11 protein-coding genes are annotated in these 16,268 nt (G+C 70.9%); 3 read left to right on the top strand and 8 right to left on the bottom strand.

Features of this window, described 5'->3' with window-relative positions; translation table 11 throughout:
• Positions 1 to 131: 131 nt before the first annotated feature.
• Positions 132 to 1,388, top strand: a complete 1,257-nt coding sequence (locus ACF08N_RS00390) for a glycosyltransferase (protein WP_392322303.1) — start codon at positions 132 to 134, stop codon at positions 1,386 to 1,388.
• Positions 1,389 to 1,412: 24 nt separating this feature from the next.
• On the opposite strand, the gene gmd is transcribed toward ACF08N_RS00390, so the two are convergent.
• Both gmd and ACF08N_RS00380 read right to left on the bottom strand, forming a co-directional pair.
• Complete coding sequence (gene gmd / locus ACF08N_RS00385; protein ID WP_392322302.1) at positions 1,413 to 2,447, bottom strand: GDP-mannose 4,6-dehydratase; 1,035 nt, start codon at positions 2,445 to 2,447, stop codon at positions 1,413 to 1,415.
• A gap of 120 nt (positions 2,448 to 2,567) precedes the next feature.
• A complete protein-coding gene (locus ACF08N_RS00380) occupies positions 2,568 to 3,680 on the bottom strand; it encodes a glycosyltransferase (RefSeq protein ID WP_392322301.1) in 1,113 nt (370 codons plus the stop codon).
• Positions 3,681 to 3,911: 231 nt separating this feature from the next.
• Here ACF08N_RS00380 and ACF08N_RS00375 point away from each other — a divergent pair, with 231 nt between their 5' ends.
• Positions 3,912 to 4,883, top strand: a complete 972-nt coding sequence (locus ACF08N_RS00375) for a GDP-L-fucose synthase family protein (protein ID WP_392322300.1) — start codon at positions 3,912 to 3,914, stop codon at positions 4,881 to 4,883.
• 3 nt (positions 4,884 to 4,886) lie between these two features.
• Here the strand turns inward: ACF08N_RS00375 and ACF08N_RS00370 are convergent, their stop codons facing one another.
• Complete coding sequence (locus ACF08N_RS00370; protein ID WP_392322299.1) at positions 4,887 to 6,203, bottom strand: sugar transferase; 1,317 nt, start codon at positions 6,201 to 6,203, stop codon at positions 4,887 to 4,889.
• Positions 6,204 to 6,900: 697 nt separating this feature from the next.
• On the opposite strand from ACF08N_RS00370, the gene ACF08N_RS00365 reads away from it, so the two are divergent.
• Positions 6,901 to 7,383 carry a hypothetical protein gene (locus ACF08N_RS00365; RefSeq protein ID WP_392322298.1) on the top strand — a complete coding sequence of 161 codons (483 nt, stop codon included), beginning with the start codon at positions 6,901 to 6,903 and terminating at the stop codon, positions 7,381 to 7,383.
• A gap of 189 nt (positions 7,384 to 7,572) precedes the next feature.
• Here the strand turns inward: ACF08N_RS00365 and ACF08N_RS00360 are convergent, their stop codons facing one another.
• The 5 genes from ACF08N_RS00360 to ACF08N_RS00340 all read right to left on the bottom strand — a co-directional run bounded on the left by ACF08N_RS00360 (position 7,573) and on the right by ACF08N_RS00340 (position 16,137).
• Positions 7,573 to 10,410, bottom strand: coding sequence for an AAA family ATPase (locus tag ACF08N_RS00360; protein WP_392322297.1), 2,838 nt, complete (start codon positions 10,408 to 10,410; stop codon positions 7,573 to 7,575).
• A gap of 191 nt (positions 10,411 to 10,601) precedes the next feature.
• Entirely contained in the window at positions 10,602 to 12,296 is a 1,695-nt protein-coding gene (locus ACF08N_RS00355) for a S8 family serine peptidase (protein ID WP_392322296.1), read from the bottom strand.
• 530 nt (positions 12,297 to 12,826) lie between these two features.
• Entirely contained in the window at positions 12,827 to 13,258 is a 432-nt protein-coding gene (locus tag ACF08N_RS00350; RefSeq protein WP_392322295.1) for a pyridoxamine 5'-phosphate oxidase family protein, read from the bottom strand.
• 204 nt (positions 13,259 to 13,462) lie between these two features.
• Positions 13,463 to 15,028, bottom strand: coding sequence for an amino acid permease (locus ACF08N_RS00345; protein WP_392322294.1), 1,566 nt, complete (start codon positions 15,026 to 15,028; stop codon positions 13,463 to 13,465).
• Positions 15,029 to 15,135: 107 nt separating this feature from the next.
• Positions 15,136 to 16,137, bottom strand: coding sequence for a hypothetical protein (locus ACF08N_RS00340; protein ID WP_392322293.1), 1,002 nt, complete (start codon positions 16,135 to 16,137; stop codon positions 15,136 to 15,138).
• Between the last annotated feature and the right edge of the window lie 131 nt (positions 16,138 to 16,268).

The following is a 16,268-nucleotide window of genomic DNA, read 5'->3' as shown; positions in this document are numbered from 1 at the left end:
CTCATCAAAGCGATCAAATAGATCAAATCGACATTGATGAAGTTATAGCCCATGAATGGGAAATAACGGACCGATGTGGAGTGGGCGTTTCGCTCAAAGATGGTGCCGCATTTGCATCGTAATATGAGGAAATGTCTCATATGCTTTCGGGTCGTCGTGTACTTCTCGTGTCGGCCAACTACGCGCCCGAGGACGTCGGAATCGCGCCCTATTCGACCGGGACCGCGGAACATGTGGCTGCCTGCGGTGGCAAGGTCGACGTCCTCGCGGGAATGCCGCACTATCCGAGCTGGCGCGTCCACGACGACTACCGTGGGCGCTGGCGCATGGTGGAGATCCGGGGAGGCGTTCGGGTCCACCGCCGCCGCAGTTTTCTTCCCCCGCGTCAGACCGCGCTGCTCAGGGCGGCCTACGAACTGAGTTTCCTCGCGCACGGATCGGTCCGCCCGCCGTCCGGGCGCCCCGACATCGTGGTGAGTCAGATGCCGGCACTCGCTGGAGGCGTCATCGGCGGCCGGCTCGCACGACGCCACGGTGTGCCGCACGTACTCGTCGTGCAGGACCTGATGGGGGCTGCTGCCGCGCAGAGCGGCATCAGGGGCGGCGGCCGGGTGGCGTCCTTCGCGGCCGGTGTGGAGGCGAAGGTCCTGCGCTCGGCCGCCCTGGTCGGTGTGGTCCACGAATCATTCGTGGACCGCGTCACCGCGACGGGCGTGCCGGCGTCACGCGTCCGAGTCGTGCCCAACTGGTCCCACGTGATGCCACCCGCCGCGGACCGCCGGACGGTACGGGCGCGACTCGGCTGGGGGGACGAAGAGTTCGTCGTGCTGCACTCGGGGAACATGGGTCTGAAGCAGGGGCTCGACGTGCTGGTCGAGACCGCACGCATCGCGGCCGGCGCCGGCCCGCACCTGCGGGTCGTGCTCATGGGGGACGGCAGTCAGCGGCCACACCTGGAGCGTCTCGCCGCCGGCCTCGCCAACGTCGACCTGCTGCCACCCGCTGCCCACGAGGACTTCCCCGACGTGCTGGCCGCCGCGGACCTCCTCGCGGTCACCCAACGGGCGTCCGTCCTGGACATGAGTCTGCCGTCCAAGCTGACGTCCTACTTCGCGAGCGGCCGCCCCGTCGTGGCCTCGGTGGCCCCGCAGGGCGGCACGGCTGCGGAAGTATGTCGCTCCGGAGCGGGAATCGTGGTTCCCGCCGAAGACCCGGAGGCGCTGTACAGGGCCGTGGGCGAACTGATCCGGGACCCCGCACGGCGGGCCGCGCTCGGCGCGCGCGGCCCTGCCTATGTTCAGGAACGGCTGAGCCCCGAGGCGGGATTGGGCCGGATCACCGCGATGCTGTCCGAGGCGCTGACCCTCCCGGACCCGGCCCGAGCGTGACCGTCGGTGCCCCTGAAGCGCAGGTCACCGCAGGGCCGGACTGGGGACTCCGGATGGAGCGGCTGGGACCGCCGGCCCGGCTGTCTGCGTGAGGGCGCCGAGCTCCGCATCGACCATGAGCCGGGCCAGTTGGGGTGCGTGCACCTTCGCGCGCCATCCCAAGGCGCGCTCTGCCTTGGTGGCGTCACCCACGAGGTTGTCGACCTCGGTGGGGCGCAGGTAGCGCTCGTCGAAGCGGACGTGGTCGCGCCAGTCGAGGCCCACGTGCGCGAAGCAGTGGTCGACGAAGTCGCGCACACTGTGGCTGGTGCCCGTGGCGATGACGTAGTCGTCCGGGTCGTCCTGTTGCAGCATCAGCCACATCGCGTGAACGTACTCGGCGGCGTAGCCCCAGTCCCGGCGGGCGTCCAGGTTGCCGAGGTGCACCACGTCCTGCAGGCCGGCCTTGATCCGGGCGGCGGCCACGGCCACCTTGCGCGTCACGAACGTGGGACCGCGGCGTGGCGACTCGTGGTTGAACAGAATGCCGTTGACCGCGTAGAGCCCGTACGCCTCACGATAGTTGCGGGTCATCCAGTACGCGTAGACCTTCGCCGCCCCGTAGGGCGAGCGGGGGTGGAACGCAGTGCGCTCGTGCTGGGGCGGCGGCTCCGCGCCGAACATCTCCGAGCTGGACGCCTGGTAGAAGCGGCAGGCAACGCCTGTCGTTCTGATGGCCTCCAACAGCCGCGTCGTGCCCAGCCCCGTGGTGTCACCGGTGAATTCGGGTTCGTCGAAGGACACCCGCACATGTGACTGGGCTGCCAGGTGGTACACCTCGTCCGGCTGCACCTGCTCCAGCAGGCCCGCGATCCGGGTCCCGTCGGTGAGGTCGCCGTAGTGCAGGAACATACGGGCTTCGGGGTCGTGCGGGTCGCGGTAGAGGTGCTCGATGCGCTGCGTATTGAAGGTCGAAGCGCGACGGACGATCCCGTGCACCGTATAGCCCTTCTCCAGCAGCAGCTCCGCGAGGTACGAGCCGTCCTGGCCCGTGATACCGGTGATGAGAGCTGTCTTCACAGTGGCACGTGCTCCTTGCCTGGTGGGTGTACGAAGGCGGGCGAAATGCGCCTGTCACTCAAGGCACAGATAACCGCCGGAGCGGGACGCGGAGACCAAGTACTCCGGACGGCCCAGCATTCAGATGTCGCGGTAGATCTCCTCGAGGCGATCAGTCACGGCCTGAATGGAAAAGGCTTCCTCGACGGCCTGGTGACCGGCTTTCACCATGGCGCTTCGCTTCTCCTCGTCGGTCAGCAACTCGCACACCGCGTCGGCCATCGCTCGGGGGCTGCCGTCGGTGACGACCGCCGCCCCCCGGCGCGCCAGCTCCCCGGCGATGGCGCAGCCGTCCGTGCACACCACGGGCGTCCCCACGGACAAGGCTTGGATCGCGGTCATGGAGAATGACTCGCTGATGCTGGGGAGCACGTACACGGCCGCTCTCGCCTGGGCGCGTACAGCTTCGGTGTGCCCCAGTGCGCCGGCGTAGCCGACGACCTCCTCCAGACCTCGGCTCGCGATGAGGCGGAGCACCGATGGCAGGGACCCCTCGTCCGCCCCGTGCAGGGTGAACCGTGTGTCGGGCAACCTCCGGTGGACGAGCGCGGCCATTTCGACGAACGCCTCCGGGCGCTTGCGGGGATGCAGCCGACCGAGGAAGAGCACCTCACGCGCACTTCGCGGGTGCTGCGCCGCACCTGCGTACGCCGATCGCACCCCATTGGGCAGGGTCAGCAGCGGGGGGCCGTCCGGGCCGATGACCTCGGCCACCGCCTGCCGCTCCCGCTCCGTGAGGACCAGACAGCCGCGGGCCCGGCGCAGGAGAGGCACGTACAAGCGGTCGAACAACTTCACCACTGCCCTGCGCCTGGGCTCCACCATGCCGTGTGTCTGCGTGAAGAACGTCTTGCGCCGCAACACGGCCACGACGAGCGCGGTGAGGGAGACGAGGTCACGCCCCGCGTGGATGTGCACGACATCGGCCCTCCCCATGGAGTGCCACATGTCCTTGACGAGCAGCGGGTGGATGACCCCGGTGAAGCGTCCCGGGAGCATCGCCCATGCCGGGCGAGTACGCAGAGGCACCGAGCCGATGTGCGCCGGGGCCCGGGACCGGCCCTGCCACAGGGACACCAGCGCGACCTCGTGGCCGCGCGCGGCGCACTCCTCCAACTGCCCGGTGGCCACGCTCGTCGGGCCGCCGTACGCTCCGTTGTCGCTGACGAGCGTCACCACATGGACAACTCTCATGCCGCAGTTCCCGCCGTGAGGAGCGCACCACCCGGACGGATGCCGCGGTGGGCGCCTGTCGAGGTGCCCACATCGTTGCCATGGAGGACGGCACCGGTGCTGGGCGGTGCTGCGGTCGGTGCCATGGGGCCGGCCCTTCCTGAGATCGACGGTCGGTCCAAGCATGCGAGTTTCCGCGGAATTTCAGTGTGAACCGGTATATATGGGTGTGTTGCTGGCAGACTCGGCCACATGGAAGATCTCCTTGCCGCGCCCGCCCGTGTGTACGTCGCCGGCCACCGTGGTCTCGTCGGCTCCGCGATGGTCCGCCGTCTGAGGGCCGACGGATACGAGGTCCTCACTCGGACCCGGTCCGAACTGGACCTTCGCGACGCGACCGCCACGGCGGCCTGGTTGCGTGACACACGCCCGGACGCCGTCGTCCTGGCCGCCGCCACGGTGGGTGGCATCATGGCCAACAGCACTCGTCCGGTTCCGTTCATCGAGGACAATCTGCAGATCCAGCTGAGTGTCATCTCCGGGGCGCACGCCTGCAGTGTGCGGCGCCTGCTGTTCCTGGGGTCCTCGTGCATCTACCCCAGGCTCGCGCCCCAGCCGATCAGGGAAGAGGCCCTGCTCACGGGTCCCTTGGAACCGACCAACGAGCCGTACGCGCTGGCCAAGATCGCGGGCATCGTGCAGGTGCGGTCCTACCGCCGGCAGTACGGCGCTGCGTACATCTGCGCGATGCCGACCAATCTCTACGGGCCGGGGGACAACTTCGACCTGGAGTCCTCACACGTCCTGCCGGCTCTCATCCGGCGCTTCCACGAGGCGAAGCGGGACGGGCTCGACGAGGTCGTACTGTGGGGGAGCGGCACCCCTCGCCGAGAGTTCCTTCACGTCGACGACCTTGCCGACGCGTGCGTGACGCTGTTGCGTCGCTACGACGAAGACATGCCGGTCAATGTGGGCTGCGGCGACGACCTGACGATCGGTGACCTGGCCGGCCTGGTCAGGGAGGTCGTCGGCTACGAAGGGCGGATCGCCTTCGACACGACGAAGCCGGACGGCACCCCACGCAAGTTGCTGGACGTTTCCCGCATGACCGCCCTCGGCTGGAAGCCGAGGATCACCCTTCGGGACGGCGTCGCGTCCACGTACGCGTCGTGGCTGAATACGGGAGAACCCCAGGCCGCCCGTCGGGCGGCGGTCGGCGCCTGAGCCTCAGTACGCCCCTCGGCCGTCCAGCACGGCGCGCACCGTGCGGGCGATGACGTTCATGTCCCTGGTCCACGACCAGTTGTCCACGTACCGCAGGTCGAGGGTGACGGTCTCGTGCCAGGACAGGTCCGACCGTCCGCTCACCTGCCACAGCCCCGTGAGGCCGGGTTTGACGTTCAGCCGGCGCATTTCGACCCGGTCGTAGCGTGCGACTTCTTCCGGGAGAGGTGGGCGAGGTCCCACCAATGACATGTGGCCGAGCAGGACATTGACCAATTGGGGGAGCTCGTCCAGCGAATAGCGGCGCAGAAAGCGGCCCACGGGAGTGACCCGCGGATCCTGGCGCATCTTGAACATGAGACCGTCGTGCTCGTTCGCCGCCGACAGGTCACTCTGCAGCCGGTCCGCGCCCACGACCATGGTCCGGAATTTCCACATGGAAAAAGGGAGGCGGTTCCGACCGACACGCGTCTGGCGGTAGATGGCGGGCCCGGGCGAGCCGATGTACACGGCGAGTGCCAGGCAGGCGAACAGCGGTGCCAGTGCGACGATCAGGATGAAAGCCCCGACGCGGTCGGTGGCCGCCTTCAGGACCGTCGGCAGGCCGCGGCGCACCGGCGGTGAGATGTCGAGCAGGGCGAGCCCGGCCGCGGACGTGAGGCGCACCCTGTGCCGGGCCACCTCGGTGATGCCCGGCAGGACCATCAGTGGCCAGTCCCGGTCGTGCACGGTCCAGGAGAGGCGCCGCAGCCGGTCCCCGGACATGTGCCGGCCGGCGGCCACGAAGACCATGTCGGCTCCGAGAGCCTCGGCCGCCTCTCCGACGGGCGCGGCATCGTCGTCGAGGCCGGCCGGCTCGTCGGCCGGGAGCCGGACGCACACCGGTACGCCGGACAGCACCTCGCCCTCGCCGACGACGCAGGCCCCGACGGCCACATAGCCGTGGTCGGTGCGTTCGGCGAGCTGTGACACCACGGCGTCCACCGTGGGGGCCTCCCCGATGACGAGGACGCGCCGCAGGGCCTGGGCGCGCCGACGCACCACCATCAGATGGCGGCGGATCGCCTTGCGGCAGGCCACGGTGATGAGCAGCGATGGACACAGTGCGGCGAGAGCCGCGGGGGGAGCGCTGCTGAGACCGAAGGCGGTACGCAGCGCGGCCAAGGCGCCGATCAGCACCAGCCAGTCCCTGACGACCGGTCCGATGCGCGCGCCCTCGTCCCATGTCCACTGGGCGTACCGCCTGGAGGGGACGCCCACGAGGACCCACGCGACGGTGATCCCCATCGCGCGGAGCACGGGGTGGGTTTCCCCGATCATCAAGAACGTCATCGCCGTCGGGAGCGCAACTCCGGCGGAGTCGACGCAGACAGCGAGCGCCGTGTACCACTCGGCTCTGGCGGGTCTGCGTGGAGTCGTCCGGTGCGGCGTGACTGAGGCCGTCTGCTGGGATGCCGTGCTGGTGAACTGCTGCATGGTTCTCCTCGTGGCCCCCGTCGCAGGTGCAGGGCGCGGCTGCGGGGACGGGGGACGTGAGCAGCTCACGCGCCTCATGTGTCGTTTATATCAACGTATCCACAGCTATGACCTGCTTTACGTACTTATTGGGGTGGTGTGGCCCGACTCTCGCGAGGGGGTGAGCGGGCGGTGACGGGGCCTGGTTGAGGTTGTGGGAATGCTCATGCCAAATGCGCCCGGATGGGGAGCCGCTCGTCCTTTCGGGTGGCTGCCCCTGTCTTTCCCCGGCATTTCGGCCTGCCGCTGCGACGGAACTCGTCTCGCCGGTGCTCAATCCAGCCCGGATGGCGTACGCCTGACTCGTTGTGAAGAGCGGTGGCGGTCTGATCATGTAATTGTTGGCTCGCCCGGTGGCCCGCGTTTTCCAGTAGGCCTTCTTTCCCGCTCGAATCGCCGAAGGAAAGGCGCGAAAGGCCGCCAGGGCGCATTCCGGCACACCGATCAGTGTCCGGTTGACCCAGAGGAAGAAGGAGTACTCGTAATGCGAGTAACCACTCGAATGACATCGAGGCGAGCGAGGCTGGCGACGCTCGGTCTCGGCCTGGCCACGGCGCTGGCGCTCGGCGTCACCGGCCCCGCGGCGGCCGAGCAGCAGCGCTTCGCCGTGGTCGAGCCCACCGTCATTCCGGACGAAAACAACCCTGGCTGCGAGGACGTCCAGAACGGCTTCGTGGGTGAGATCGACGTGGCTCCCCAGGACGACACGGACATCCCGGTTACCAGCGAGGACGGCACGCTCACCGGAACTCTCGACGTCGACTTCAGCGACGACCTGCTGACGCTCGAAAACTTCAACTTCGACGGTGAACTCGTCGCCGGCGCCGTGATCGTCAAGGGCGGAAACGCCGGCAACCTCTACGACTACCGGCCCCTCGGCGGCATCGCGGAGGACGATGACCTCATCGCCCCGACCAACGAGGGCGGACAGCAGCCCCAGATCAGCCACGTTACCTTCTGCTTCCTTCCGGCAGACGGCAGCTGAGCCCAACCTGAGCACTGTCGCGACCTCCGACATCGCGGTGCGACCGGCCGGCTCTGCGGCAAGGGCGCCATGACCGCCCTCACCGGCTACTGCAGGATCGTCGTCGGTCCATAGCCTGCTGGGAGATGTGGGGGCCCGGGACTCCCGGGCCCCCATACGCATGCCCGCGCTGCCGTCAGCCGTCAGCCGTCAGCCGTTCAGCGCCGTCGCCAGCTGCGCCCGTGAACGCACGTCCAACTTCTGGTAGATGCGGGTCAACCTCGCCTCGACCGTCTTCACACTCAGGTAGAGCTTCGCCGCCGCCTCCTGGTTGCTCGCCCCCTGGCCCACCAGCCGTGCCAGCCGCAGCTCCGCGTCCGTCAGGGACGACAGAGCACCCCGCGCGGGCGTGGACGCCTGCTCGGCCGGGGCCGTCGGGGTGTCCCTCGCCAGCGCCAGCCAGGGGGTGGCGCCCGCGCGTTCGAAGACCGTGGCCGCGGACTGCAACGCGCTCGCCGCCGCCGACCGCCTGCGGCGGCGCCGCTCGACGCGGGCCAGGGTGATCAGCGCCCGGCCGCGCTCCAACGGCAGGCCCGCCTCGGCGTACCGTTCGGCGACCTCCGTCAGCAGGGATGCCGCCTCGTCCGGGCAGCCGCTCGCGGCGAGGTGGAGCGCATGCGCCCGGTCGCAGCCGAGCAGCACCGTCGTGCGGCCGAGCCGCTCGGCCACCGGGCGGACGTCCGCGAGCAGCGCGGCCGCCTCCTCCAGGGCGTCGACCGCCACCAGCGCCTCGGCGAGCTCCTCGTGCCAGCGCAGCATCGACGGGTCGACGGTCGCCTGGGCCGCCTCGCTCACCTGTACCCGGCGCAGCGTCTCCTGGGCGGTGGCGACGTCACCGGTGAGCAACTGGATCCGGCCGAGCGCGTAGAGGCTGCGCGAGAGGAAGACGTGGTCGCCCTCCTCCTCCGACGCCTTTGCGCTGCGCCGTGCGTAACTCGCCGCCCGCGCGAAGCTGCCGCCGGCGGTCTCGGCGAGGGCGAGGGTGTACCAGGCGGGGCCCGGGGACAGTCCCGCCTCCAGCGTCAGGGCGAGTGAGCGTCCCGCGTGCGCGAGCGCCGCCGCGCACTGACCCCGCCGGGCCTCGACCTCCGCGAGTGTGTGGAGCAGTTCGATCGTGTCCTCCACCGAACCGCGGCGTTCGACGAGCGGCAGCAGCGCCCCCAGCTGGTCGCGGGCCTCGGTGAGGCGGTCGTCGAACATGGCGTGACGAATGGTCAGGATCTGGGCCGCGTTGCGGACCCCGAGCGGGCGTTCCACCATCTCCAGGGCCCGCGCCTCGGTGAGCACCCGCTCCGCCTCCGGCGAACCGAGCACCCGGTCCATCCGCGCCTGCACGGTCAGCGCCTTGGCCGCCGTGGCCCGGTCGCCCACCGACGCGGCGAGCGCCGCCGACTCCACGGCCGCCGCGCGTGAGCGCACCGGATCCCCGTCCGCCAGGACGTGCTTGACGGCCAGCCGCAGCTGCACCGCGGCCCGCAGCGCCGTGTCGCCCTCCGAGTCCTCCGTGGCGTGGACGTAGATCTCGTCGAGGCCCGTCAGCCCCTGGCCGGCGGTGTCCAGCACCGCGAGCCGGGCCCGCACCCGGTCGGCCGGGGACGCGTCCCGCGCCAGCAGATCCGTGGTCGCGCGCATCGCCAGATCGGCGCGCGCCGCGCGGGCCGCCTCCTCCGCCGCGTCGACGAGCCGCGCGATACGCTGCGCGCCCTGCAGGCCGGGAGTGGACTCGGCGGCCAGGAGGGCGAGTTCGGCGGCGAGCGTGCTGTTGCCGCGCCGCCGGGCCGTCTCGGCGGCGGCCGACACCTCGGCGGCCAGTCCCTCCTCGGGGATGTCGGTGGCCAGGGCCCGGTGCCGCACCGCCTCGACCGGGTCGTCGACGACCTCGGCGAGCGCCGCATGGCCCGCGCTGCGCTCGGTCCAGCAGGCGTCGTGCACCAGCGTCGAGGGCAGGACGCCGGCCGAGAACGCGACCGTGCCGTCCTCCGTGAGCCGGATGAGCGACGCGCGCTCCGCGGCCGCGAGGTCCGCCTCGGCGGTCGGCCGCCCTGCCCGGCGGATGAGCGAGGCCGAGGGCCGCAGGGCGAGCGCCGCGAGCAGAAGAGTCGCGCGGACGTCGGGGGAGACGGCGTCGAGCAGCGCGCGGGCCAGATCCCGGGCGCGCCCCGACAACGACAGCGACTCGGCGTGGTGCACGGGCGTACGCGCGTCCGCGAGGGAGCGGCCGACGGCCAGGGCGAGCCGCGGGTTGCCGCCGCTGGCCTTGTGGATGCGGCCCGCCATGCGCGCGGGCAGCCGGTGGTGGATGAGGAGTTCGGCGATCTCGTCGGCCTGCAGGGGCGGCACGTTCAGCACGTCCGCCTCGGACGGCTCCCACAGCGGCTTTGCCGCCGCTTCCGGTTCGTGCCGCACGTCGGACGCGCAGTCGGCCGTGCCGTACGCGGCGGGGGTGTCGACGGCGACGGCCCGCAGTTCGGGCGGGGCCAGACGGAGCGCGAACCGCAGCAGGTCGGCGCTCGCCGGGTCGATGCACTGGACGCCGTCGAGCACCAGGAGGGCCGGCCCGCGCGCCGCCAGGGTGCGCAGGATGCGGGCGAGGGCCAGACGCAGGGCGACCGGGTCCCAGCCGCCCTCCGGCATGGGCGCCTCACGGCACAGCATGGCGACGGCTGCGCGCTGTGGACCGGGCAGGCCCGCGAGGACGTCCGCATCGGATCCAGGGCCCTGCGCGGGCAGGGCGGTAGCCGCGACGGAGGCGATGAGCGCGGCGGCGGCCGCACCCGGGATGCCGCGGTCGGCGGGCAGCGCGGCCAGCCAGAGCACGGTCTCGCCGCGTGCCTCGGCACGCGCGGCGACGGACAGCGCGACCTCCGTCTTGCCGACGCCGGGGGGACCGGTGAGCAGCGCACGGCCGCCGGTGCCCAGCACACGGTCCAGGCGGGCGAGCAGTTCCGCGCGGCCGACCGGCTCGGCGCGGTTTGCGGCCGATGTCATGAGCCCACCACCACCTTCCGGCGTGCGCGGGCCCCCTGCCCGTTCGAGCAGAGGATACGAAGCCTGTCCCCTCAGTCCAGGGCAGTCGTCCGGCATGCGGACAGGTCTGGACTTAATGCAGCGCGGCGGCGCGCCCCCGGCAGATGCCGGAGACGCGCCTTGACCAGCGGTGATGTATCCGATCCGGTGGATCAGAAGGTGAGACTCCACGAGTCGATGTAGCCGGTGTCACCCGACGCCACATCGCGGACCTGGAGCTTCCAGGTGCCGTTCGCGACCTCGGTGGAGGCGTCGACGGTGTACGTCGCGAGGACGTTGTCGGCGCTGTCCGAGCCGGCGGACGTCTTCAGGTTGCGCACCGTGCCGTCCGGGGCGATCAGGTCGATGACCAGGTCGCCGCGCCAGGTGTGCTTGATGTCCACGTCGACCTTGAGGGCGGCGGGGGCGTTGCCGGTGCGGTCGGTGACGGCGATCGACGACGTGACGGTCGAGTTGTCCGTAATCGTCACGTTGTTGGTGTTGCTGTAGACCGAACCGCCGGGGGTGGTGCCCGAGACGGCGTTCACCGTCTTGGTCGCGTCCGCGATGCCGGCGCCGCAGCCGCCGGTGCAGGTGCCGGGCAGCGGCCGGGCGTTCGCCTTGATGGCGGACTCGATGTCGGCCGGGGCCAGCGTGGGCTTGGCCGACTCCAGCAGCGCGGCGAGGCCGGCGATGTGCGGGGCGGCCATCGACGTGCCCTGGTAGGGCTTGTAGTTCTCGGTCGACTGGGTGGTGGTGCCCGAGTTGAGCGTCGAGAGGATGCCGTTCTCGGGGGTGGTCACCGTGCCGGGGGTGTCCGTGGCGCGGCGGGTCTCGCCGCCGGGCGCGGCGACGTCGACGATGGTGCCGTAGTTCGAGTAGAACGAACGGTTGCCCTCGCGGCTGGTGGACGCCACGTTGATGATGTTGGCGCAGTTGGCGGGCGTGAAGCCGGAGGCGTTGGTGTTGCTGTTGCCGGCCGCCACGACCACGGTGGTGCCGCGCGACACGGCCCCGTTGATGGCGTTCTGGTACACGCTCGGGCAGGTGCTGCTCGCGCCGCCGAGGCTCAGGTTGATGACCTTCGCCGGGGTCGCGTTGGCCGGGATACCCGGCACGGAGCCGCCGGAGGCCCAGGTGATGGCGTCGGCGATGTCCGAGGAGGAACCGCCGCACTTGCCGAGCACGCGGACGTGCTGGACCTTCGAGCCGTACGCGATACCCGCGACGCCCTTGGCGTTGTTCGTCGTCGCCGCGATGGTGCCCGCGACATGCGTGCCGTGCCAGGAGGAGTTGCTCGCCCGCGAACCGGTGCCGCACTCGCCGTCGGTGGCGTTCCAGTCGCCCTCGTCCTTGGGGTTGCTGTCGCGGCCGCCGCCGTCCCGGGCGTCGGTGGAGCTGGAGATGAAGTCGTAGCCGGCGACGGTGTTCGCGGCGAGGTCGGTGTGCGCCGCGTACCCGGTGTCGATGACGGCGACGGTCACGCCGCTGCCGGTGGTCTTGTCCCAGGCGCCGGGCACGTTCATGCCGCCGGTGGACTCGAAGAGGTCCCACTGCTTGGCGTACTCGGTGTCGTCGGGGGTGACGGCCATCGCGTAGGCGCGGATGTCCGGCTCCACGGAGGCGACCTGCGGGTCGGCGCGGAAGGCGTCCATGACCTCGGCGACCGTCGTCCCGGACGCTTCGCCACCGAGGTCGACCAGGGCCGAACCGCCGGCGAGCCGGCGCTCGAAGGACAGGCTCTCGCCGGTCTTCTCCGCCTTCTCGGCCGCGTCGCTCCTGGCCGCGGTGTTGGACGTGGCCTCGTCGGCCCTGGACTTGTAGGTGACGATGACCTTCTCCACCGGCGCGGCCGGCGGGGTGGACATCGACTGCGACGCCGGGGCGGGCTTCGGCGCGGGATTCGCGGGCGTTGCGGCAAACGCCACGGAAGTCGTCGCGGCAACGCCGGCGAGCGTGGCGCTCGCTGCCGCGACGGCTATGAGTCTCCGCCTGGAACCGTTCAAGGTGTTCCTCTCGAATGACGGTCTCTTCAGCCGGGCGGGCGGCGCGGGAACCGCGGTGCGGTGTGGGGGTTGCTTCCCACGGTTCCCCGGGCCGGGTAGCCCGCGCGCCGCCGCCGGCACAACGGCCCCTGGCCGGGGCCGTACCGGCAGGCCCGATCTACATGCACCTGACAGGAGAGTCGTAGGGCTCGCGAGTCAGGGAGGCGGGATCTGCCGGTGCGGCAGACAGTAGGAAAACCTGAGGTGAACGCGATACGGGGAAAACCCTTGTCCCCCTCGCGCACCCCGAGGGTGGGGGAGGGGGAGACGGCTGGAGGCGACGGGACACATGCTCGGGTGCGGGGACTCAAGGGCAGGCCGGGGGACCGGGGGACGGCGTCGGTCCGGCCGGCTCAGACCTCGCCGAGGTCCGAACTCACCCAGCGCTGCGGCCGCATGTGGATGACCACCTGATCGCCGTGGTTCTTCCAGGCGAAGTCGACGTAGGCCTCGACCTTCTCGGCCGGAAGGTAGCGGGCGGAGATCTCCACCAGCTGTTCCCGCGTGGCCGGCACGGTGTCGATGACGGGGCCTTCGACGGAGACGTACCGGATCGTCGGCTCCACGCGGTCGACCATGAGACTGAATCGCCCTGTCTGCGCGATCAGCCGCCCCTTGCAGGAATCACGGCCAGTCATGATCCAGATGTCGCCACCCGGTGCGTACTGGTACCAGATGGGCACGGTGAGCGGCGCCCGTCCGCCGTCGTCACCCGCGGCGACCGCGAGCGCGGCGATATGGGGCTCGGCGAGGAACTGTTCACGTTCGTGGCGGGAGAGGGCCATGGCACACGCACTCCTTCGGTAGGACACGACTCGGCAGGCATCGGCTCCGGCAACGGAGCGCACATCGCCCCAACGCCCTTGTCGCGTCGGGCATTCCGGTGCCCATCACGGTCGACGGGTGGGCCGCGACGGCACCACGGCGAGATACCCCCGAGGGGGCCCGTCCGGTGCGGACGGGCCCCCTCGCCGGAACGTGCGCGCGCGTCAGACGATGTTCTCCGCGATCTCCGCCTGCTCACGAGCGTTCCCGTACGCGGCCGGTGTGCTGTACGTGCGCCGGGCGACGAACCACCACACCGTGGCCAGCACCAGCACCGCCACCAGCGCGATCGAGGCGTAGTTCATCGAGTCGACGGTCACCGGGTTCGACTGCGGCAGGCAGAACAGGACCGTCACGCACGCCACCCACACGACGGCCACCCAGCCGATCGGCCGGCTCCAGCGGCCCAGGCTCCACGGGCCCGGCCGGAAGCGGTCGCCCGCCCTCAGCCGCAAGTAGACCGGGATCGCGTACGCCGGGGTGATACCGATGACATTGATCGCCGTGACCGCACCGTACGCGGTCGCCGAGTACAGCGACGGCAGCGCCAGCACACAGGCGAAGCCGACGGACAGCCACACCGCGGGCACCGGCGTCTGTGTGCGGCTGCTGACCCTGCGCCAGAGCGCCGAGCCCGGCAGGGCGTTGTCCCGGCTGAAGGCGAACACCATGCGGCTCGCCGCGGCCACCTCCGCGTTGCCGCAGAAGAGCTGCGCGACGATCACCACCAGCAGCAGGGCCGCCGCGGCGCCGTCGCCGAGCGCGTCGATCAGGATCTGCGCCGGGGGCACACCGGTCGCGGTCTCCTGGGTGCCCGCGTAGTCCTGGATGGCGAAGGTCAGTCCCGCCAGCAGGGCGAAGCCGGCGATCCACGACACCCAGATGGAGCGGACGATGCCCTTGGCCGCGCTGACCGAGGCGTTCGACGTCTCCTCCGACAGATGCGCGGAGGCGTCGTACCCGGAGAACGTGTACTGCGCCAGCAGCAGACCGATCGCGGCCACGTAGACCGGGTTGTCCCAGCCGGTGTCGTTCACGAACTCACCGAAGACGAACTCGGGCGACTGGTGGTCGGACGGGACGATCGCCAGCGCGCCGACGATCAGGGCGACACCGGCAAGGTGCCACCACACGCTGACGGAGTTCAGCAGGCTCACCAGTCGCACGCCGAACAGGTTCAGCGTGGCGTGCAGCAGGAGGATGCACATGAATATGAGCATCGTGGAGCCGGGCGTCGGCTCGAAGCCCCACTGCAGATTGAGGAACGCGCCCGTGAACAGCGCGCAGCCGTAGTCGATGCCGGCGATCGCGCCCAGCAGGCCGAGCAGGTTCAGCCAGCCCGTGTACCAGCCCCACTTGCGGCCGCCGAGCCGGTCCGCCATGTAGTACAGGGCGCCCGACGTCGGGTACGCGCTCGTGACCTCGGCCAGGGCCATGCCGACGCACAGCACGAAGAGACCGACGCCCGCCCAGCCCCACAGCATCACCGCGGGGCCGCCGGTGCCCAGACCGAAGCCGTAGAGCGTCATGCAGCCGGACAGGATCGAGATCACCGAGAAGCTGATCGCGAAATTGCCGAAACCGCCCATGCGGCGGGCCAGGACGGGCTGGTAGCCGAGTTCACGCAGCCGCTCCTCCTCGTCCCCGTGCGGCGTGTGGCCCGGGACGGGCCGGTGAGGCGCGGCCTGCGGCGACGGCGAGGAGGACGGGGACGGTGGGGATACGGACATCGGGAAACCTCCGGGGAAAGGCGACGCGGGGAGCGGAAGGAACGGGGGCGCGGGACGGTCCAGCAAGGGCCTGGTGAGCGGGGCCCGTGGGCGTGCGGATGTGGTCTTCAGGGGCCGGGGCGCGCCTCCCGGGCCGCGGTGAGACAGCGGGAACGGGCGCGCAGGAACACCTCCTTGGCGAGCGAGGCGTCCCGGGGATCGTGGGTGCGGTACGACCACGGCTGCGGCGTGTAGTACGGGCCGAGCGCCTCGAACACGCGGCCCGCGTCGGCGAACTGCTGCGCACCCCACAGCGCGTGCGCCAGATGGCCGAGGTCCAGCAGCGAACGGCGGGCCGGGTCCGTGACGTCGAACCAGTCGGCCAGCGCCCGCCGCGCCTCGCGCTCCGCGTCGTCGGTCACCCAGTGCAGATCGAGCGCCTTCTCGTGGCCGTGCTCACGGCGGTAGCGCTCCACCCGCACGTACAGCGGGAGCACCTTCACCGCCGACCCGGCCGGCGCCGAGGACGACGCCCACTGGACGAGGTTGACCGCGTCGGACAGATGCCCGCCTGCCCGGCGGCCGTACACGAACTGCAGCATCCGGTGGTACGCCTCGCGATTGTGCGGATCACGCTTGTCCGCCTGGGCCAGCAGACCCCACGGTCCCGGAAAGAGCATCGGACCGGGCGGCGCCGTGCGGTGCTCCTCGAGTCGCTGCCCCTCGTCGAGCTGCGCCAGGGCCAGCAGGCACACCCAGGGCACCGGGTCCTCGGGGGCGCCGTGCGCCGCGGCACGGCACGCCTCCCGGCCCTCCTGCCACAGCTCGCCGGTGCGGTGATGCCCCTCGCGGTGCGCCCTCAGCGCGCGCTCGACCAGCACACGGCAGTGCATCACGGCCGCCGCGGGGCTCGCCGGTTCGTCCGCGAGCCAGGCCCGGACCATGTCCGTTCCGGCGGCGACCGCGGCCAGTACCTGGGTCCGCTGTGTCCACACGGCCCAGTCGGCGGTGGTCTCCAGCAGATTCCGCATCGCCAGCCAGCGGCCGGTGCGCAGGTCCTGGAGCGCGGCGCGGAGTCCGCTGTCGTGACCGGCTGGGTGGTACACCGGCCGGAAGTCGTCCTGAGCCATCAGCCCGGCCTCCCGTTCCGAGCCGTGGGGGGCGCGGCCGTCACGACCCGTACGCCTCCCATCCCTTCGGTCGGCGGCGGGGATCGGGCGCTGAACTGAAGGTCATGGGGCCTCTCGGGACGATGGAGGAG

Origin of the sequence: Streptomyces sp. NPDC015127, assembly GCF_043080095.1 — a bacterium.
Classification (GTDB): domain Bacteria; phylum Actinomycetota; class Actinomycetes; order Streptomycetales; family Streptomycetaceae; genus Streptomyces.
The sequence above is the reverse complement of the archived record's forward strand: the minus strand, read 5'-3'. Positions and strand labels throughout refer to the sequence as shown.